Here is a 13279-nt window from a genome sequence, read left to right on the forward strand (position 1 = left end):
GCTCATTCTCCTGCTCCAAGGGCCTGGCCTCGGTCCTCGTGGACACTGGTGCCGGGCACAGGGGTTCCAAGGGTAGTGTTGTCGATCAGGATGGCGCTCTCGCGCTGGAAAAACAGCGTCGCCAGTTCACCCAGCGCCGCATAGAAGGGGGTGTCGACACGGGCTAGGTCGTGCATGCAGCGGCTGGCCCAGGGTGCCAGGTGGCGATGGAAGAAGCTGCCGGCTCGCTGATCGTTCTGGCCGATCAGCATCGCCATGACCTCGCACATTGCCGCCAGATGATCCTCCGGCTCCGAGACGTCGCCAGAGCGCTGGATGCCCAGCGTCTTGAGATCTCGGCGCAGTGCGACCAGTGATGCTTCCATCAGGCCGCCCTCGCGGTAGTAGGAGGCGTAGGGCAGCACGTCGCCCTGGATGACCCCGATCAGATGACGAAAGTGGGCACGCTCCAGGCGTTCGACGTCGCTGTCGGCAGCGGCGGCGGCCAGCCGGCTCCAGGCCTGGCTCAGACGAATGTCGTCCGGCTCTCCCTCGAGGCCGGCAAGCCACTGGCGAAGGGCTTCGCTGGGGGGCTCGCGCAGCAGTGCCGCCAGCAGGGCGTAGATGTCGGCCCGCAGTTCGGCTTCTTCGGTGCGGGAGTCAGGAATGTCGTGCGTGGTCATAGCTTGACCTGGGCCTCCGGATTGGTCGCCATCTCGTGCCATACGTCCTTGACCCGGCAGTCCTGACACATTTCCAGCCGACGTGCCTGGTCACCACTGAAGTACGCATGGTTGGCCAGCTTCTGCTGGATGGCGGCGATGGTGCGGGCGTTGGCGAAGGCGCTGCCACAGACGATGCAGTGAAAGGGTGCGTCTTCGTGGCACACTCGCCACTGGCTGCGTTCCGCGCTGGCAAGGAAGCCGGGAGACAGGCGGATGGCGGATTCTGGACAGCTCTTGCTGCACAGGCCGCACTGGACGCAGTCTGCTTCGCGAAAGTCGAGGCGCGGGGTGTCGCCTCCGGCGCCGAGCGCGCCGGTCGGGCAGCTGGCAACACAGCCCATGCACAGAGTGCAGGCATCGGCATTGACCTCGATGCCCCCGAATGGGCTGCCCGGAGGCATCGGGTGCCGCTCGCCGTCGACATGGCCAGTGGCGGCCAGATGGTCCAGTACCAGGGTGAGACGCTCGCGCTTGCCGGGCGCTTCTGCGCCATCTGTTGCCCCTGTATTGCCGGGTCGTCCGCCGGCCATTTGTACCGTGGCCGACGGGGTGTCCTTGTCGCTCCCGAACGCTTGAGCCTGTTCCAGGGAGCGCAGCCGGGGCGTCAGACCCGCATGGCGAGGCAGGGCGAGCGAGCTTTCCTGCTCCTCGTCGCTGAACCACTGCAGTCGGCCGGGATCCTGCCCCAGCGCCTCGAGGATCGCTCTGCCCTGGGCCAGCTGATCCTCCAGGTGAGCGACCAGCCTGTCCGGCATGTCGGAGTAGGCCTGGATGCGCACTTCGCAGGCGCCGGCGGCAATGGCCGACAGCCAATGGTCGACGCCGGCAGAACCCAGATCTTCCAGCGCCACATCGATGACGTGGCCGGCCGCGTCGGGTTGCAGGTGCTGGGCGTGATCGGCCTGAACGAAGCGCAGCACCGCCGACTGGCCGCCGGCCGCGTGGTAGTGGTCGAGCCAGGCGAGCAGGGTGTCCTGCTGACGCAGGCTATGCGGTTGGCGGAATTCGATGGCCCCGGTGGGGCAGGCGCTGGTACAGCTACCGACCCCCTGACACAGGTAGGGATCGATCTCGATGCGGGCATCGATGCGTCCGGGGACGCTCTTGATGGCGTCGGCGGGACACACTTCCAGACAGCGGGTACAGCCACCGAAGCCACGAGTGGAGTGGGCGCAGCGATCGGCGTGGACCTCGAAGTAGCGGGGCTTTTCGAATTCACCGATATAGTCGCCGAGGCCGTCGATCAGTGTCGTGCGCGCTTCACCGGCGACCGGGGCATGAAAATAGCCGGGAGGTGGCAGTTCCAGGGGCAGGCGCGGTGTCGGTGTCAGATCCAGCACCAGGTCATGGTGTTCTCGGCCCAGCAGTGCCCGGGCAAGCTCGATGGGGCCCTCATGGCCGTCGAGCCAGGCGCTGAAGTGGCCAAGGTAGCCTTCCAGGTGCAGCCGTCCGAGTTGGGAGGCGAGTAGCGGCTGGAGCTGCACATCGGCAGCCTCGGCACGCTGCAACAGAGCATCATCCGGCACATCGGTCACCACCAGCGTGATACTGGCAAGCCCTTGTTCAAGCCCTCGTGCACGCTCCAGCACTTCCAGCACTTCCAGCAGGGACGCGCTGTCGCCAATCGCCAGTAGATGGCCATGGCTTTGGTAACCCACCGTTGCTGCGACGAGATTGAGCGGCCAGGAGACGGCGCCAAGGGCTCGCTCACGGGCCTGCCGGTTGACCTCGGTGTCCACCGGCACGGTTGCGATTTTCTGGTTCATGCTGACTCACGGTCGAAAACTTTGTGTTCGTTATGAATTTTTTCTTATGTGTCATCCCCAAGTGTGAGCGCTGTACATCAAATGCGCCAACACTCCTTGGTCGAAGGCGGTAAGCACCGCTATGACGAGGTGGGACCAGGCCCCTCGGGATCTTCCTCGCTGGCAGCCAGCGCCCGGCCAGCGGCTGGCGCTGCGCGGCCTGCCTTGGCGGATGCGGAGGTGTGGCTGACACCTCGTTCGCCAGCTTGTGTCATGGCCTCCGACGTTGTGGCGTCGTCCGGTGACGGTGATGGCGTCGTGGTGGTATCGGCGACGTCCTCGTCGCTAGCGCCGTCTCCCTGATCGCTGTGCCCTGGCGGGGTGTCTGGCAGAGCGTCTGGCGGGGTGTCTGAAAGAGCGTCTGGCGTTTCGCCCGCAGAGTCGGCGACGCTATCTTCCGCGGCCTCCTCGTCATCGACGTTATCCCACCACCGGCGCAGGCGCTGGGCGGTCTCGCTGGGCAAGGGGGTCAGCTTGGCGCGAAAGTCATCATCATAGTCATCCAGCCCGTCGCGCAGGTTGTAGCGTTCACCGCGAAACAGCTGGCGCAGGGCGCGTTTCTTGAGCGCCCGGTCCACGCCCGAGGCGAGGTATGCCCGAATATCGCTGCCGGGCGCCAGCGACTCGGGAGGCGGTAGCTCGACGTCCGCATCAGAGGTCGCGTCCGCGGGTGGTGCGCCGTCGTGCGCATCGTGCTCGGGCGCGGCAGCGGTATCGACCTCGGAGTGGCACGGTTTGGCATCGCTGCTGGCAATTGGGGCGGCGGGGGCTCCCTGCGTGTCGAGAGCAGCATCACTGGCGGCGGTGGCGTCAGGGGGTGTGCCGTCAACAACCGACGGGTCCTTGAGCTTTCTGCGGGACCACTGTGACAGGCGACTCATGGGGTGTTCTCCCGGGCACGTCCGGCACCCTTGCGCTTTTTCTTGCGCCCCTCGATCGGCGCCTCGCCATGGGCCACCAGATAGGCCTCTATCCAGGCCTGGATCGCCAGTGGCATCTCTGTGGCGAGCACGCGGTGTTCTCCGTCCATCCAATTGGCCGCGACGTCCTGACTTGCGGTGATGGCATCGACATGGGGCTCTCCGTCGCTGTGTCCGGCGCGGATAAACAGACGTGGGGCAGCGGCCTGAAGGTTGAACCGATAAGCCGCCCGCTCGGTCAGGCTGAGCACCAGCGTCACGACGCTGGGCCCCTGATCGCCAGGCTCCAGACGCTCGACTGCCCAGCTGCGCTGGCGAAAGCCCTTGATTACCTTGTCCTGTGGCGTGATCGTCACACTGAGTGGCCGGCGATTGGCTAGCCTCGTCATGGCGTAATGTCCTTGGCAATGGCAGGATGCGGTCAGTCATGCCGTCGAACCTGATCCGTGGTTCCGACTGCTTTTATCGGCCGACTCGTGTCAGCAAGCAGTATTAGCAAAGCAGTTTCCGCATCACGCCGTCAATTCGACGTTATCCGGCCACCTCAGCGCTTATTGTCCGATGGGAAGGTCGATCGGAAAGGCCTATCGGAAATGTTTATCGGGGATCGAGATGTCGACCATACAACGTAGTCACGCCCTGTTGCCGCCCACCATCGAGATCGACGTCATCGATGAGTTCGGCGAATCGCACCGTCAGGCTATCGCCGCGGAGCGCTCGCTGACGGTCTACCTCAACCGGCGGGAAATCGTCACCCTGATGTCGCTGGGAGCGGACCCGGAGGCGTTGGTGGTGGGCTATTTGCGCAATCAGGGGTTGATTACGCAGCGCAAAGACCTCGAGGCGGTGATGGTCGACTGGGAAGTCGAGGCTGCGGCGGTTGTCACTCGCCATTCGCCGGAGGATCTGGAGCAACGGCTAGGCCAGCGCACCGTTACCACCGGCTGCGGCCAGGGCACGGTATTCGGCCGCCTGCTCGATGCGGTGCCACAGACCCGGCTTTCCCAGGCCAGGGTGAGTCAGTCGGTGATCTATCGGCTGCTCGACAACCTGGTAGACTACAACGAGACCTACCGCAGCGCGGGGGCGGTCCATGGCTGTGCGTTATGTCGCCAGACCGAGGTGCTCGACTTTGTCGAAGACGTGGGCCGGCATAATGCGGTGGACACCCTGGCTGGCCGAGAGTGGCTCGACGACCTTCCGCTCGGCCAGGCGGACATCTTCTATACCACCGGACGGCTGACGTCTGAGATGGTGCTCAAGGTGGCCCAGATGGGTATCTCGGTGCTGGTGTCGCGCTCAGGCGTTACCCAGAAGGGCGTGGAGCTAGCCCGGCGCTTCGGCGTGCTGCTGATCGCTCGGGCCAAGGGGCGCAGGCTCCAGATTGTCCATGGGCGCGAGCGCTTCGACTTCGACGCACAGCCGGCCCGGCGTCCCGGAGATATCAAGCGCCGGCAGACGAAAGACTAGGCGCCATCGGGGGCTTCCCAGACGTTGTCGCTCAGGTGTTCTCGCGACGGGTACAGACCGACAGTACGGTGGCGTCCTCTTCACTCACCGAAACCAGCGCGTGACCCATGTCGCTGTCGAAGTAGATGCTGTCGCCTGCAACCAGGCGCAGCGGCTCGTAGAATTCCGAGTACAGCAGAATCTCGCCGTCCAGCACCATCAGGAATTCCTCGCCATCATGGCGCACCCACTCGGAAAATTCCTCGAAGTGTCTGGCGCGCACGATGGTCTTGAACGGGATCATGCGCTTTTGCGCCAGCTCACAGCTGAGCAGCTCGTGTTCGTAGGTTGGGGTAGGGTGGCGCTGGCCTTCGCCGCGGCGCGTCATGTCTCGCCTGCCCATGGTGCGGGTCTGCTGCCTGGGCGGTGACAGCAGTTGGGGCAGGTCGATGTCGAGGCCGCCGATCAGCTTCTGAACGGCGGTAAAGGTCGGCGAGATCTGATCGTTCTCGATCTTCGACAGGGTCGAGCGCGCGAGACCGGTCTTCTGGCTGACGTCCTCCAGGGTCCACTGGTTGGCCAGACGAATCTCCTTGAGTCGCTCCCCCAGACGAAGGGGTTCGACGAAGGCCTTGCGGCCGGAGGCGATCTTGAGTGCCGCCTCCTGATCGGTGTGTTGCGCCATGTTGTGTTCACAATAGGAAACCAGGTTTCCTCTAGGCTACCACAGCGTCGCCACTCCCTGCCTGTGTCTCAGCGGGCCTTCGACCCGGGTTTTCTATCTGAGCTATCTGCCCCGGCCCGCTATTGGAGTTTGCTGACAGCCTGGCGGCCGAGTCCACCATGAGGCGGTTCGGCGCGTCGATATTTCCCGGACATGTTTCCCGGCATCGGGAAACACAGGCCGATGGCAGGGGCAGGGCAAAGCAAGGACAAGGCAAAGCAAGGGCAAGGGGTGAGCCAAGCCACCAGGTGAAAGGCGATTCGCCAAGACGGCTCCAGTCGCCGTCGTCAGGGCTGGTAGGCCAACCCCAGCAGGGCCCGCAGATGGGCTTCCACCGAACGTCCCAGCGCCGCCAGGTCATAGCCCCCTTCCAGCACCGAGACGACGCGGCCCTCGGCATGTCGCCGGGCAATATCGAGGATACCCTGGGTGATCCAGTGGTAGTCCTCGTCGGCGAGACACAACTCTGCCATGGGGTCGTCGCGATGGGCGTCGAAGCCCGCCGAGACCAGTATCAGCTCAGGGCCGAAGTCTTCAAGAGCGGGCCACCAGTCACGCTCGATGGCCGCGCGAAAACCAGCGCTTTCGGTGCCGGCGGGCAGCGGCGTGTGGACCACGTTGGGGTAAGGGGTATCCAGATAGCGCCAGGGGTAGAAGGGATACTGGAAGCTGGTGCAGACCATCACCTCGGGGTCATTCTTGAAGATGTCGATGGTGCCGTTGCACTGGTGGACATCGAAGTCGAGGATGGCGATGCGCCGCGCTCCGTGGACGGCGCGGGCGTGGGCCGCGCCGACGGCAACATTGTTGTAGAAGCAGAAGCCCATGGCCTCCTGGGCCTCGGCGTGGTGACCGGGAGGCCTGACCGCACAGAAGACATTGTCGGCCTGACCGCGGAACACCTGATCGACCCCCTTGACCACGGCGCCGGCGGCCAGACGTGCGGCCTGCAGGCTGTCGCTGTTCATCAGGGTATCGGCGTCGATCGAGGCGTGCCCCTCCTGGGGCGAAGCCTGCTCCAGCCGAGCGAGGTGCGCCTCGGGATGCACGCGCTGCAAATGCTCTTCAGTGGCCTCCCGAGCGTCTGCCTGCATCGCGTGTTGCAGCACGCCAGAGCGCATCAGTTGCGCCCTGATGGCATCGAGTCTCAAGGGACTCTCGGGATGATCCGGCCCCATGTCATGACGCTGGCAGTACGGGTGACTGAGAAAGGCTGTGATCATCGATATCTCCGACTGGTCTGGCGCCACCTTAGGAGTAATACGAACCCCGAGACAGTGGCAAATGGTCGAAGCGTGATGCCAAGGATGCCTTGTTCCTGGTCAAGCTAGCGCTGGACGTGGTTGTGGGGTAGCGCCACACTCCGGCACTATTTCCATAACGTTCAAGTGCGCAAGTCCGCACAATTCGCCGCCAGGGTGTCGGCTACCCGTCGCCTGAGGAGACCACCTGTGAGCACCCAGTTTCTTCGTCGCTTTTTCGATCCCGCCTCGATCGCCGTGGTGGGTGCCTCCGAGAAGCCAGAGTCCACGGGTGGGCAGGTCATTCGCAATCTGCTTGACGGCGGCTACGGCGGCAAGCTGTGGGCGGTCAACCCCAAGGGGTACGCCAGCGTCCACGGGGTCGAGTGCGTCGCTCGCACCTCTCAACTTCCCGAGGTGGTGGACCTGGCGATCCTGTGTTCGCCGGTCTCGACCCTGCCGAAACTGTTGAGCCGGCTGGGTGAACGCGGGGTGCGCGCGGCCCTGGTACTGTCCGGTGGCAGTCAGCTCGAACAGGACGAAGGCGGCAAGTCGTCGATCCGCCAGCGCATGCTCGATGCGGCCCGGTCCTCCGGCATCCGAATACTGGGGCCGGAGTGCATGGGCTTGATCGTGCCGGGACGACGGCTCAATGCGTCCTACTCCAGTCATACGGTGCCCAGAGGCAAGGTGGCGTATCTGGGGCAGTCGGGCATGCTGGCCAACGCCATGATCGACTGGGCGGCCGGGCGCGGGATCGGCTTTTCTCACCTGCTGACGCTGGGGGAAAGCGTCGATGTCATGCTTCCCGACCTGATCGACTACATCAATCAGAACTCGCCTACCCAGGCGATCCTGTTGCACCTTGAACGGGTCCACGACGCCCAGCACTTCATGACCGCCGTACGTGATGCGTCGCGCAATCGGCTGGTACTGGCAATCAAGAGTGGCAGGACCAGCCAAGCCGACCTCAGCGGCCTGCCACCGACACCAGGCGTCACCCACCGTGATCGGGTCTTCGATGCCGCCTTCGCGCGTGCGGGCGTGGTAAGGGTCAACGATTCTGATGAGCTGTATGACGCACTGGAGACACTGTCACGGATGCGCCCACTCAAGGGCGACCGTCTGGCGATCGTATCCAACGGGCTGGGACCGGCCATGCTGGCCATCGACAAGTTGATCAACGCCGGAGGTCGTCTGGCCGAATTCGAGGAGGCTACCCAGGCGTCGCTGCGCGAGCGAGACCTCGATATCAGCAAGCCCGGCGAAAACCCGGTGGATCTCGGGGGCTACGCCACCCCGGAACGCTTCGTCGCAGCGTTGGAGATCGTCGCCGCCGACCCCAATGTGGACGCCGTGCTGGTGGTCCATGCTCCGACACGTCTGGCGCCTTCGAAGGCGACCGCCGAGGCGCTGATCCGTGAACGCAAGCGCTTTCGGCGTAACTTGTTGACCAGTTGGATGGGCTTCGAACAGGCGATCGGCGCTCGTCACCTGTGTCACGAAGCGGGTGTGCCCACCTATCTGTCGCCGGAGAAGGCGGTGAAGGCCTTCATGCACATGGTCGACTATCAGCGGGTCCAGTCGCTATTGCAGCAGACGCCCCCGAGCCTGCCGTTTTCGACCTCTGCCGAGGTGCGAGAGCGTTGCCACCGGCTGATCGACGAGGTGCTCGCCGATGGTCGCGAGAGCCTGACCCATAGCGAGACCGCCCAGGTGCTCAAGGCCTACGGCCTGCCGGTGGCGGAGAGTCGCTATCCCGACAGTGCCCAGGCCGCCGAGGAGGCCGCCCGGGAGCTGACGGGACCCTTCGCGATCAAGATCGTGCACGACGGCAACAGTCGGCCATTTCGTTACCGGCGACATCCTCACAAGCTGTCGGCGGGGCTGGTCCAGGATCTGGCCAGACCCGGCGACGTGGCCGAGGCGGTGGATCGCCTCAGCGAGAAGGTCTCAGAGAAATTTCCCGGCTTTCGCGTGCGAGAGTTCTGCCTCCAGCCCATGCAACGGGGCAAGCATTCGATGCAGCTGTGTGCGGGCATCACCCGGGACCCGGTCTTCGGACCACTGATTCTATTCGGCATCGGCGGCTACAAGGTCAATATTCTGGCGGATCGACAGGTCTCTCTGCCGCCCTTGAACATGACGCTGGCCGCGGACATGGTGTCTCGTACCCACGCCGCGCGGCTGATTCGTGAGCACTCGAGTGATCCAGAGCGCGATGAACAAAGGCTGTGCCAACTACTGGTGACCCTGTCGCAGATGGCCACCGACCTGCCTCGGCTGCGTGGTCTCGAGATCAACCCGCTACTGCTCAATCGAGACGGCATGGTGGCGGTGGACTTCGCCATGGACCTCGGTTCTCCGGCGCGCTTCGCGATCATGCCCTATCCCGAAGAACTGAGGGAGTGGGTCAAGCTCAGAAACGGCTGGGACGTCGAGTTCAGGCCCATTCGGGCTGAAGATGCCCCTCTGATTACCGACTTCCACGGGCAGTTGTCCGAGGAGAGCATCCGCTTTCGCTACTTCCACAACAAGACCGATTTAAGCCAGGGCGATTTGTCGCGCCTGGCCCATATCAACTACGACCGACAGATGGCGTTTATCGCCGAGCGCCTTTGCGAAGACGGCAGCAAGGAGATGCTGGGGGTGGTTCGGGTCTGGAACGATCCCGACAATATCCGAACCGAGTTTTCGATCATCATCCGCGATGACCTTCAGGGGCTCGGTATCGGCAGTCGTCTGATGGAAAAGATGATCCGCTACTGCAAGGGGGTCGGCACCCTGGAAATGGTCGGCAAGATCATGATCGACAACCACCCCATGCGCGCACTGATGAAGCACCTCGGGTTCCGACAAAGCTTCAACATGGAGGAGCAGGTGGTGGACGCGGTGCTGCGCCTCAACGAGCCGGGCAACGATTGGCAGCGCCACCGCCTGGAACGGCCGATGGAGTAGCAGGTCGGTTCGATTCCACGACCGCCGGCCTGGCCTCCCGCCTGTGCTTGCAAGGCGGGAGCCGGTCGGATGATTCGTTCAGGGTGCCAGCCGCACCACTTCCCAGTGGCCATCGCGGCGGCCGTAGCGAACCCGGTCATGCAGGCGACTGGGCTGTCCTTGCCAGAACTCGATCATTTCGGGGACGACGCGGTAGCCGCCCCAGTGCACCGGGCGCGGGATATCCTGGCCTTCGTAGGCCTTCTCGAAGCGCCGCTGGCGCTGCTCGATCCAGTCGCGATCGGGGATGACCACGCTCTGGGTGGCGATCCAGGCCCCGAGCTGGCTGCCGCGGGGACGGCTTGCAAAATACTCGTCCGACTCCTGCTCGGCGACCTGCTCGGTGCGTCCCTCGATGCGCACCTGGCGCGCCAGCTTGGGCCACCAGAAGGTCAGGGCCGCATGGGGGACGTTGGCCAGTTCGCTACCCTTGTGGCTGTGATAGTTGGTGTAGAAGACCATCCCGTTTTGATCGAACCCCTTGAGCAGCACCACCCGCGCGTGGGGCAGGCCCTGGCTGTCCACGGTCGACAGGGTCATGGCATTGGCATCCTGGGGATCGGTATCCAGGGCCAGGGCGAACCACTCATCGAACATGGTGAAGGGATCCTTGGGTACCTGGCCTTCGTCCAGGCTGCCGCCTTCATAGTCACGTCGAATGTCCGCAATATCACGGGTCATCGGTATCTCCGGTGGAATCAGACAAAAAAAGGACGGCCACTACGGGTACCGTCGTCCAATTGATAAATCATCGCACCTTGTGTCCGAGATGTCGCCCCGCGTCGCCGGGAACACCACCGTCATCGTCGCGAGTCATGATGAATGTCAGCTGCTACAGCTTTAGCAAGTACCGCTTTGGCAAGGCGCCACCACAGGAAGTGGCTATCTTGAGTATATCGTCACTGGCGCCAGGCGTTGTGCCTTTATCAGCGAGGGGGAGCGACCATGCCATCTATCGAGTCAACGTCAGCCGCCGAGCACAGGCCATCAGGGCGTAGCCGGCGTGTCTGGAGCCTGGTCATCCGGCTATTTCACTGGGGACTGGTGGCCTGCGTTGTACTCTCATTTCTGACCATGAAGGTGGAGACCGACCTGTTCGACTTTCCGCAAAACGTGCACGCCAGGGCTGGGCTGATAGCGCTTGGGCTTTTGCTGTTTCGCTGGGGGTGGGCGCTGGTCGGCGATCACCACGCGCGCATCGGCTCCTGGTTGCGATCTCCCTCGGTAACGCTGTCTTATGCCAGAGACCTGATGAAGCGACGTGCCGATATCTTTGCCGGTCACAATCCGCTGGGGGGATGGGCGGTGCTGGCGATGCTGACGAGCCTGACGATTCAGGCACTGACGGGGCTCTTTGTCACCGATGACATCTTCTTCGAGGCGCCGCTGCATACCCTGGTGCCAGCAGCCGTCAGCGACACGGCTCTGTGGATTCATCACCTCAACGCGAATGTGCTGCTGGCGCTGATCGTGCTTCACCTGGGGGCACTGGTGGCCCATCGCTGCCTCGGCGAGCGACTGGTAGGCGCCATGTTCAGCGGCCGCAAGACGCTGCCGCGGGGTGCGCACTGGGCCGAGACGGACGCAGAGACCCACCAGCAACCAGAGCAACAGTCAGATCAAGAGTCAGATCGGGCGTCAGATCACCAGCAAGGGCAACGTGGAAGCAGCGGCAAGGGGGTAGAGCCTGGCCGCTCGGCCCTGATGGTGCGAGCGGCGCTGCTGGCCCTGTTCAGTACGGGGTGTGTGATGTGGCTGTGGGGGCGCTTGTGAAACGCCGAAGGCTCACTCGGCGCGGAAGTTGTCGTGACACCCCTTGCAGGTATTGCCGACGGTGGCCACCTGCTTGAACAGCGCGTCCTGGTCACCACCGTCGGCCATCTCGGCGAGTTTTGCGGTTTCCTCGATCAGGGTGTGGTAGCGCTGGTCGAAGTCTTCGTAGTCATCGGCGATGTCCGCCAGGGCATCGGTCTCGACGCCATGGTCGTCTCCCTGCAGTGAGCCCTTGACGAAACCTTCCCAGGGTAGCGGCGCCACGGCGGCGAGGCGACGCGCCTTCTCGAGAAACAGTTCGGCGTCGAAGTCGCGCTTGCCCTGGGCCATCGCGCCCAGCGGGCCGATCTGCCAGGCCATCACGCCCAGCGCGTCCTGACGGTATTCGATGGCGTCTTCGATCTCGACGCTGGCATCGGGGAGTTCCTCGGCGAGTGCACAGGCGCTGGCCAACGTTAGTCCAAGTCCGGTCACGAGGGCATGCAACGGGGTCACGGTCATTGTCCTTACTCCTTGCCTGGCGACATGGGCCGGGCGTTGTCGAGGATGGCGTCGCGAATGCAACGACATCCTCAAGATAGCAAGGAGAGCGGCTGCCGCCAGAAGGGCATGACGGTCGGGCTGAACAAGAGCTATGAATTGCCCTGGTGCTGTCGCATCTGACGAGAGCGAAAGCGTGCGTAGCCCATGCAGCCGGTAAACAGCACCAGCGCCACCAGTGCCTCTGCCACGCCACGCAGACCGAGTCCCGGCAGGGTGGCGATCATCACCCCCTGGGCGAAGTAGAGCAGACTGACGAAGGCCAGCCAGGCATGGCCCCGTGGACGGCGGGTCAGGATGGATGGCAGAAACAGCACAAGAGGCAGCACAAAGGCGATCATCGGGCCGAAACGATTGCCGTCGGCTTCCACCGCGATACCGCGGTACACCATCATTGCCAGCAGCAGGCCAAAGCCGACCAGCACCAGCTGGCGCGACTGCCGGGTCAGGCGGTCAAGCCCGCGGCGCTGTTCTACCCCCTCAAGCCAGGCTCTCATGAGGCCCCCTTGCGGGCGTCAGCCAGAGCGAGCGTCAGCCGCGCCAGGCGCGCGCCCTGGGCGAAGGCCAGCTCACGCTCGTGTTCATCCAGCGGGCGATCGCTGCGAACGCCAGCCAGGTGGCTGACGCCGTAGGGGGTGCCTCCGCCCTGGGTGCGGGTCAGGGCCGTCTCGCTGTAGGGCAGCCCGGCGTAGACCATGCCATGGTGGAGCAGCGGCATCAGCATCGTTACCAGCGTCGTCTCCTGGCCGCCGTGCAGGCTCGAGGTGGAGGTGAAGGCGGTGGCGGGCTTGTCGATCAGCGCTCCTGACAGCCACAGCTCGCTGGTGCCGTCGAGAAAGTGCTTGAGAGGAGCCGCCATGTTGCCGAAGCGTGTGGGGCTGCCGAGCGCCAGGCCACTGGCGTTGCGAAGATCGTCGAGGTCAGCGTAGATAGCGCCTTCGGCGGGAATTTCCGGGTCCACCGCTTCACAGGTCGGTGACACCGGAGCCACGGTACGCAGGCGAGCATCGACGCCGGCGACAGACTCGACACCGGCGGCGATGCGCTCGGCCAGCGCCCGGGTGGCGCCCTGGCGGGAGTAGTAGAGGACCAGAACGTAGGGCAGATCCGACATGCACTTTCCTTA

General features: G+C 64.1%; 13 protein-coding genes. 3 read left to right on the plus strand and 10 right to left on the minus strand.

The window, feature by feature from the left end; all coding sequences use genetic code 11:
• Positions 1-2 precede the first annotated feature (2 nt).
• From NFH97_RS19300 to NFH97_RS19315, 4 genes are all read right to left on the minus strand, one after another.
• On the minus strand, positions 3-662 hold the full coding sequence (locus NFH97_RS19300) for a TorD/DmsD family molecular chaperone (RefSeq protein ID WP_349622630.1): 660 nt from the start codon (positions 660-662) through the stop codon (positions 3-5).
• Positions 659-2470 carry a 4Fe-4S binding protein gene (locus tag NFH97_RS19305; RefSeq protein WP_349622629.1) on the minus strand — a complete coding sequence of 604 codons (1812 nt, stop codon included), beginning with the start codon at positions 2468-2470 and terminating at the stop codon, positions 659-661. Before NFH97_RS19305 ends, NFH97_RS19300 begins: the two co-directional genes overlap by 4 nt.
• Before the next feature lie 119 nt (positions 2471-2589).
• Entirely contained in the window at positions 2590-3390 is an 801-nt protein-coding gene (locus NFH97_RS19310) for a DUF3306 domain-containing protein (RefSeq protein WP_349622628.1), read from the minus strand.
• The gene (locus tag NFH97_RS19315) at positions 3387-3818 is read right to left on the minus strand and encodes a DUF3305 domain-containing protein (protein ID WP_349622627.1); all 432 of its coding nucleotides are present in this window, start codon (positions 3816-3818) and stop codon (positions 3387-3389) included. The genes NFH97_RS19310 and NFH97_RS19315 overlap by 4 nt, the downstream gene beginning before the upstream one ends.
• A gap of 223 nt (positions 3819-4041) precedes the next feature.
• Here NFH97_RS19315 and NFH97_RS19320 point away from each other — a divergent pair, with 223 nt between their 5' ends.
• Positions 4042-4899, plus strand: a complete 858-nt coding sequence (locus NFH97_RS19320) for a formate dehydrogenase accessory sulfurtransferase FdhD (RefSeq protein WP_349625387.1) — start codon at positions 4042-4044, stop codon at positions 4897-4899.
• Between the two features lie 31 nt (positions 4900-4930).
• Here NFH97_RS19320 and NFH97_RS19325 read toward each other — a convergent pair whose 3' ends face one another.
• Together NFH97_RS19325 and NFH97_RS19330 are read right to left on the minus strand one after the other, a co-directional pair.
• On the minus strand, positions 4931-5563 hold the full coding sequence (locus tag NFH97_RS19325) for a helix-turn-helix domain-containing protein (RefSeq protein ID WP_045992207.1): 633 nt from the start codon (positions 5561-5563) through the stop codon (positions 4931-4933).
• 326 nt (positions 5564-5889) lie between these two features.
• Complete coding sequence (locus tag NFH97_RS19330; protein WP_349625388.1) at positions 5890-6825, minus strand: histone deacetylase family protein; 936 nt, start codon at positions 6823-6825, stop codon at positions 5890-5892.
• A 228-nt stretch (positions 6826-7053) separates the two neighbouring features.
• On the opposite strand from NFH97_RS19330, the gene NFH97_RS19335 reads away from it, so the two are divergent.
• On the plus strand, positions 7054-9801 hold the full coding sequence (locus NFH97_RS19335) for a bifunctional acetate--CoA ligase family protein/GNAT family N-acetyltransferase (protein ID WP_349625390.1): 2748 nt from the start codon (positions 7054-7056) through the stop codon (positions 9799-9801).
• A 78-nt stretch (positions 9802-9879) separates the two neighbouring features.
• Here the strand turns inward: NFH97_RS19335 and pdxH are convergent, their stop codons facing one another.
• Positions 9880-10521, minus strand: a complete 642-nt coding sequence (pdxH, locus tag NFH97_RS19340; RefSeq protein ID WP_108133409.1) for a pyridoxamine 5'-phosphate oxidase — start codon at positions 10519-10521, stop codon at positions 9880-9882.
• Positions 10522-10785: 264 nt separating this feature from the next.
• Between pdxH and NFH97_RS19345 the strand changes: the two genes are divergently transcribed.
• Entirely contained in the window at positions 10786-11613 is an 828-nt protein-coding gene (locus NFH97_RS19345) for a cytochrome b/b6 domain-containing protein (RefSeq protein WP_349622626.1), read from the plus strand.
• 12 nt (positions 11614-11625) lie between these two features.
• Here NFH97_RS19345 and NFH97_RS19350 read toward each other — a convergent pair whose 3' ends face one another.
• From NFH97_RS19350 to wrbA, 3 genes are all read right to left on the minus strand, one after another.
• Positions 11626-12114, minus strand: coding sequence for a c-type cytochrome (locus NFH97_RS19350; protein WP_045992202.1), 489 nt, complete (start codon positions 12112-12114; stop codon positions 11626-11628).
• A gap of 131 nt (positions 12115-12245) precedes the next feature.
• The gene (locus NFH97_RS19355) at positions 12246-12650 is read right to left on the minus strand and encodes a DUF2069 domain-containing protein (RefSeq protein ID WP_045992201.1); all 405 of its coding nucleotides are present in this window, start codon (positions 12648-12650) and stop codon (positions 12246-12248) included.
• Complete coding sequence (gene wrbA / locus NFH97_RS19360; RefSeq protein WP_045992200.1) at positions 12647-13267, minus strand: NAD(P)H:quinone oxidoreductase; 621 nt, start codon at positions 13265-13267, stop codon at positions 12647-12649. Before wrbA ends, NFH97_RS19355 begins: the two co-directional genes overlap by 4 nt.
• Between the last annotated feature and the right edge of the window lie 12 nt (positions 13268-13279).

This window comes from Halomonas sp. SCS19 (genome assembly GCF_040147015.1).
Lineage (GTDB): Bacteria > Pseudomonadota > Gammaproteobacteria > Pseudomonadales > Halomonadaceae > Halomonas > Halomonas litopenaei.

Coding starts and splice junctions, on each gene's coding strand:
- NFH97_RS19300 (WP_349622630.1), bottom strand. CDS start 662: ATGACCACGCACGACATTCCTGACTCCCGCACCGAAGAAGCCGAACTG.
- NFH97_RS19305 (WP_349622629.1), bottom strand. CDS start 2,470: ATGAACCAGAAAATCGCAACCGTGCCGGTGGACACCGAGGTCAACCGG.
- NFH97_RS19310 (WP_349622628.1), bottom strand. CDS start 3,390: ATGAGTCGCCTGTCACAGTGGTCCCGCAGAAAGCTCAAGGACCCGTCG.
- NFH97_RS19315 (WP_349622627.1), bottom strand. CDS start 3,818: ATGACGAGGCTAGCCAATCGCCGGCCACTCAGTGTGACGATCACGCCA.
- NFH97_RS19320 (WP_349625387.1), top strand. CDS start 4,042: ATGTCGACCATACAACGTAGTCACGCCCTGTTGCCGCCCACCATCGAG.
- NFH97_RS19325 (WP_045992207.1), bottom strand. CDS start 5,563: ATGGCGCAACACACCGATCAGGAGGCGGCACTCAAGATCGCCTCCGGC.
- NFH97_RS19330 (WP_349625388.1), bottom strand. CDS start 6,825: ATGATCACAGCCTTTCTCAGTCACCCGTACTGCCAGCGTCATGACATG.
- pdxH (WP_108133409.1), bottom strand. CDS start 10,521: ATGACCCGTGATATTGCGGACATTCGACGTGACTATGAAGGCGGCAGC.
- NFH97_RS19345 (WP_349622626.1), top strand. CDS start 10,786: ATGCCATCTATCGAGTCAACGTCAGCCGCCGAGCACAGGCCATCAGGG.
- NFH97_RS19350 (WP_045992202.1), bottom strand. CDS start 12,114: ATGACCGTGACCCCGTTGCATGCCCTCGTGACCGGACTTGGACTAACG.
- NFH97_RS19355 (WP_045992201.1), bottom strand. CDS start 12,650: ATGAGAGCCTGGCTTGAGGGGGTAGAACAGCGCCGCGGGCTTGACCGC.
- wrbA (WP_045992200.1), bottom strand. CDS start 13,267: ATGTCGGATCTGCCCTACGTTCTGGTCCTCTACTACTCCCGCCAGGGC.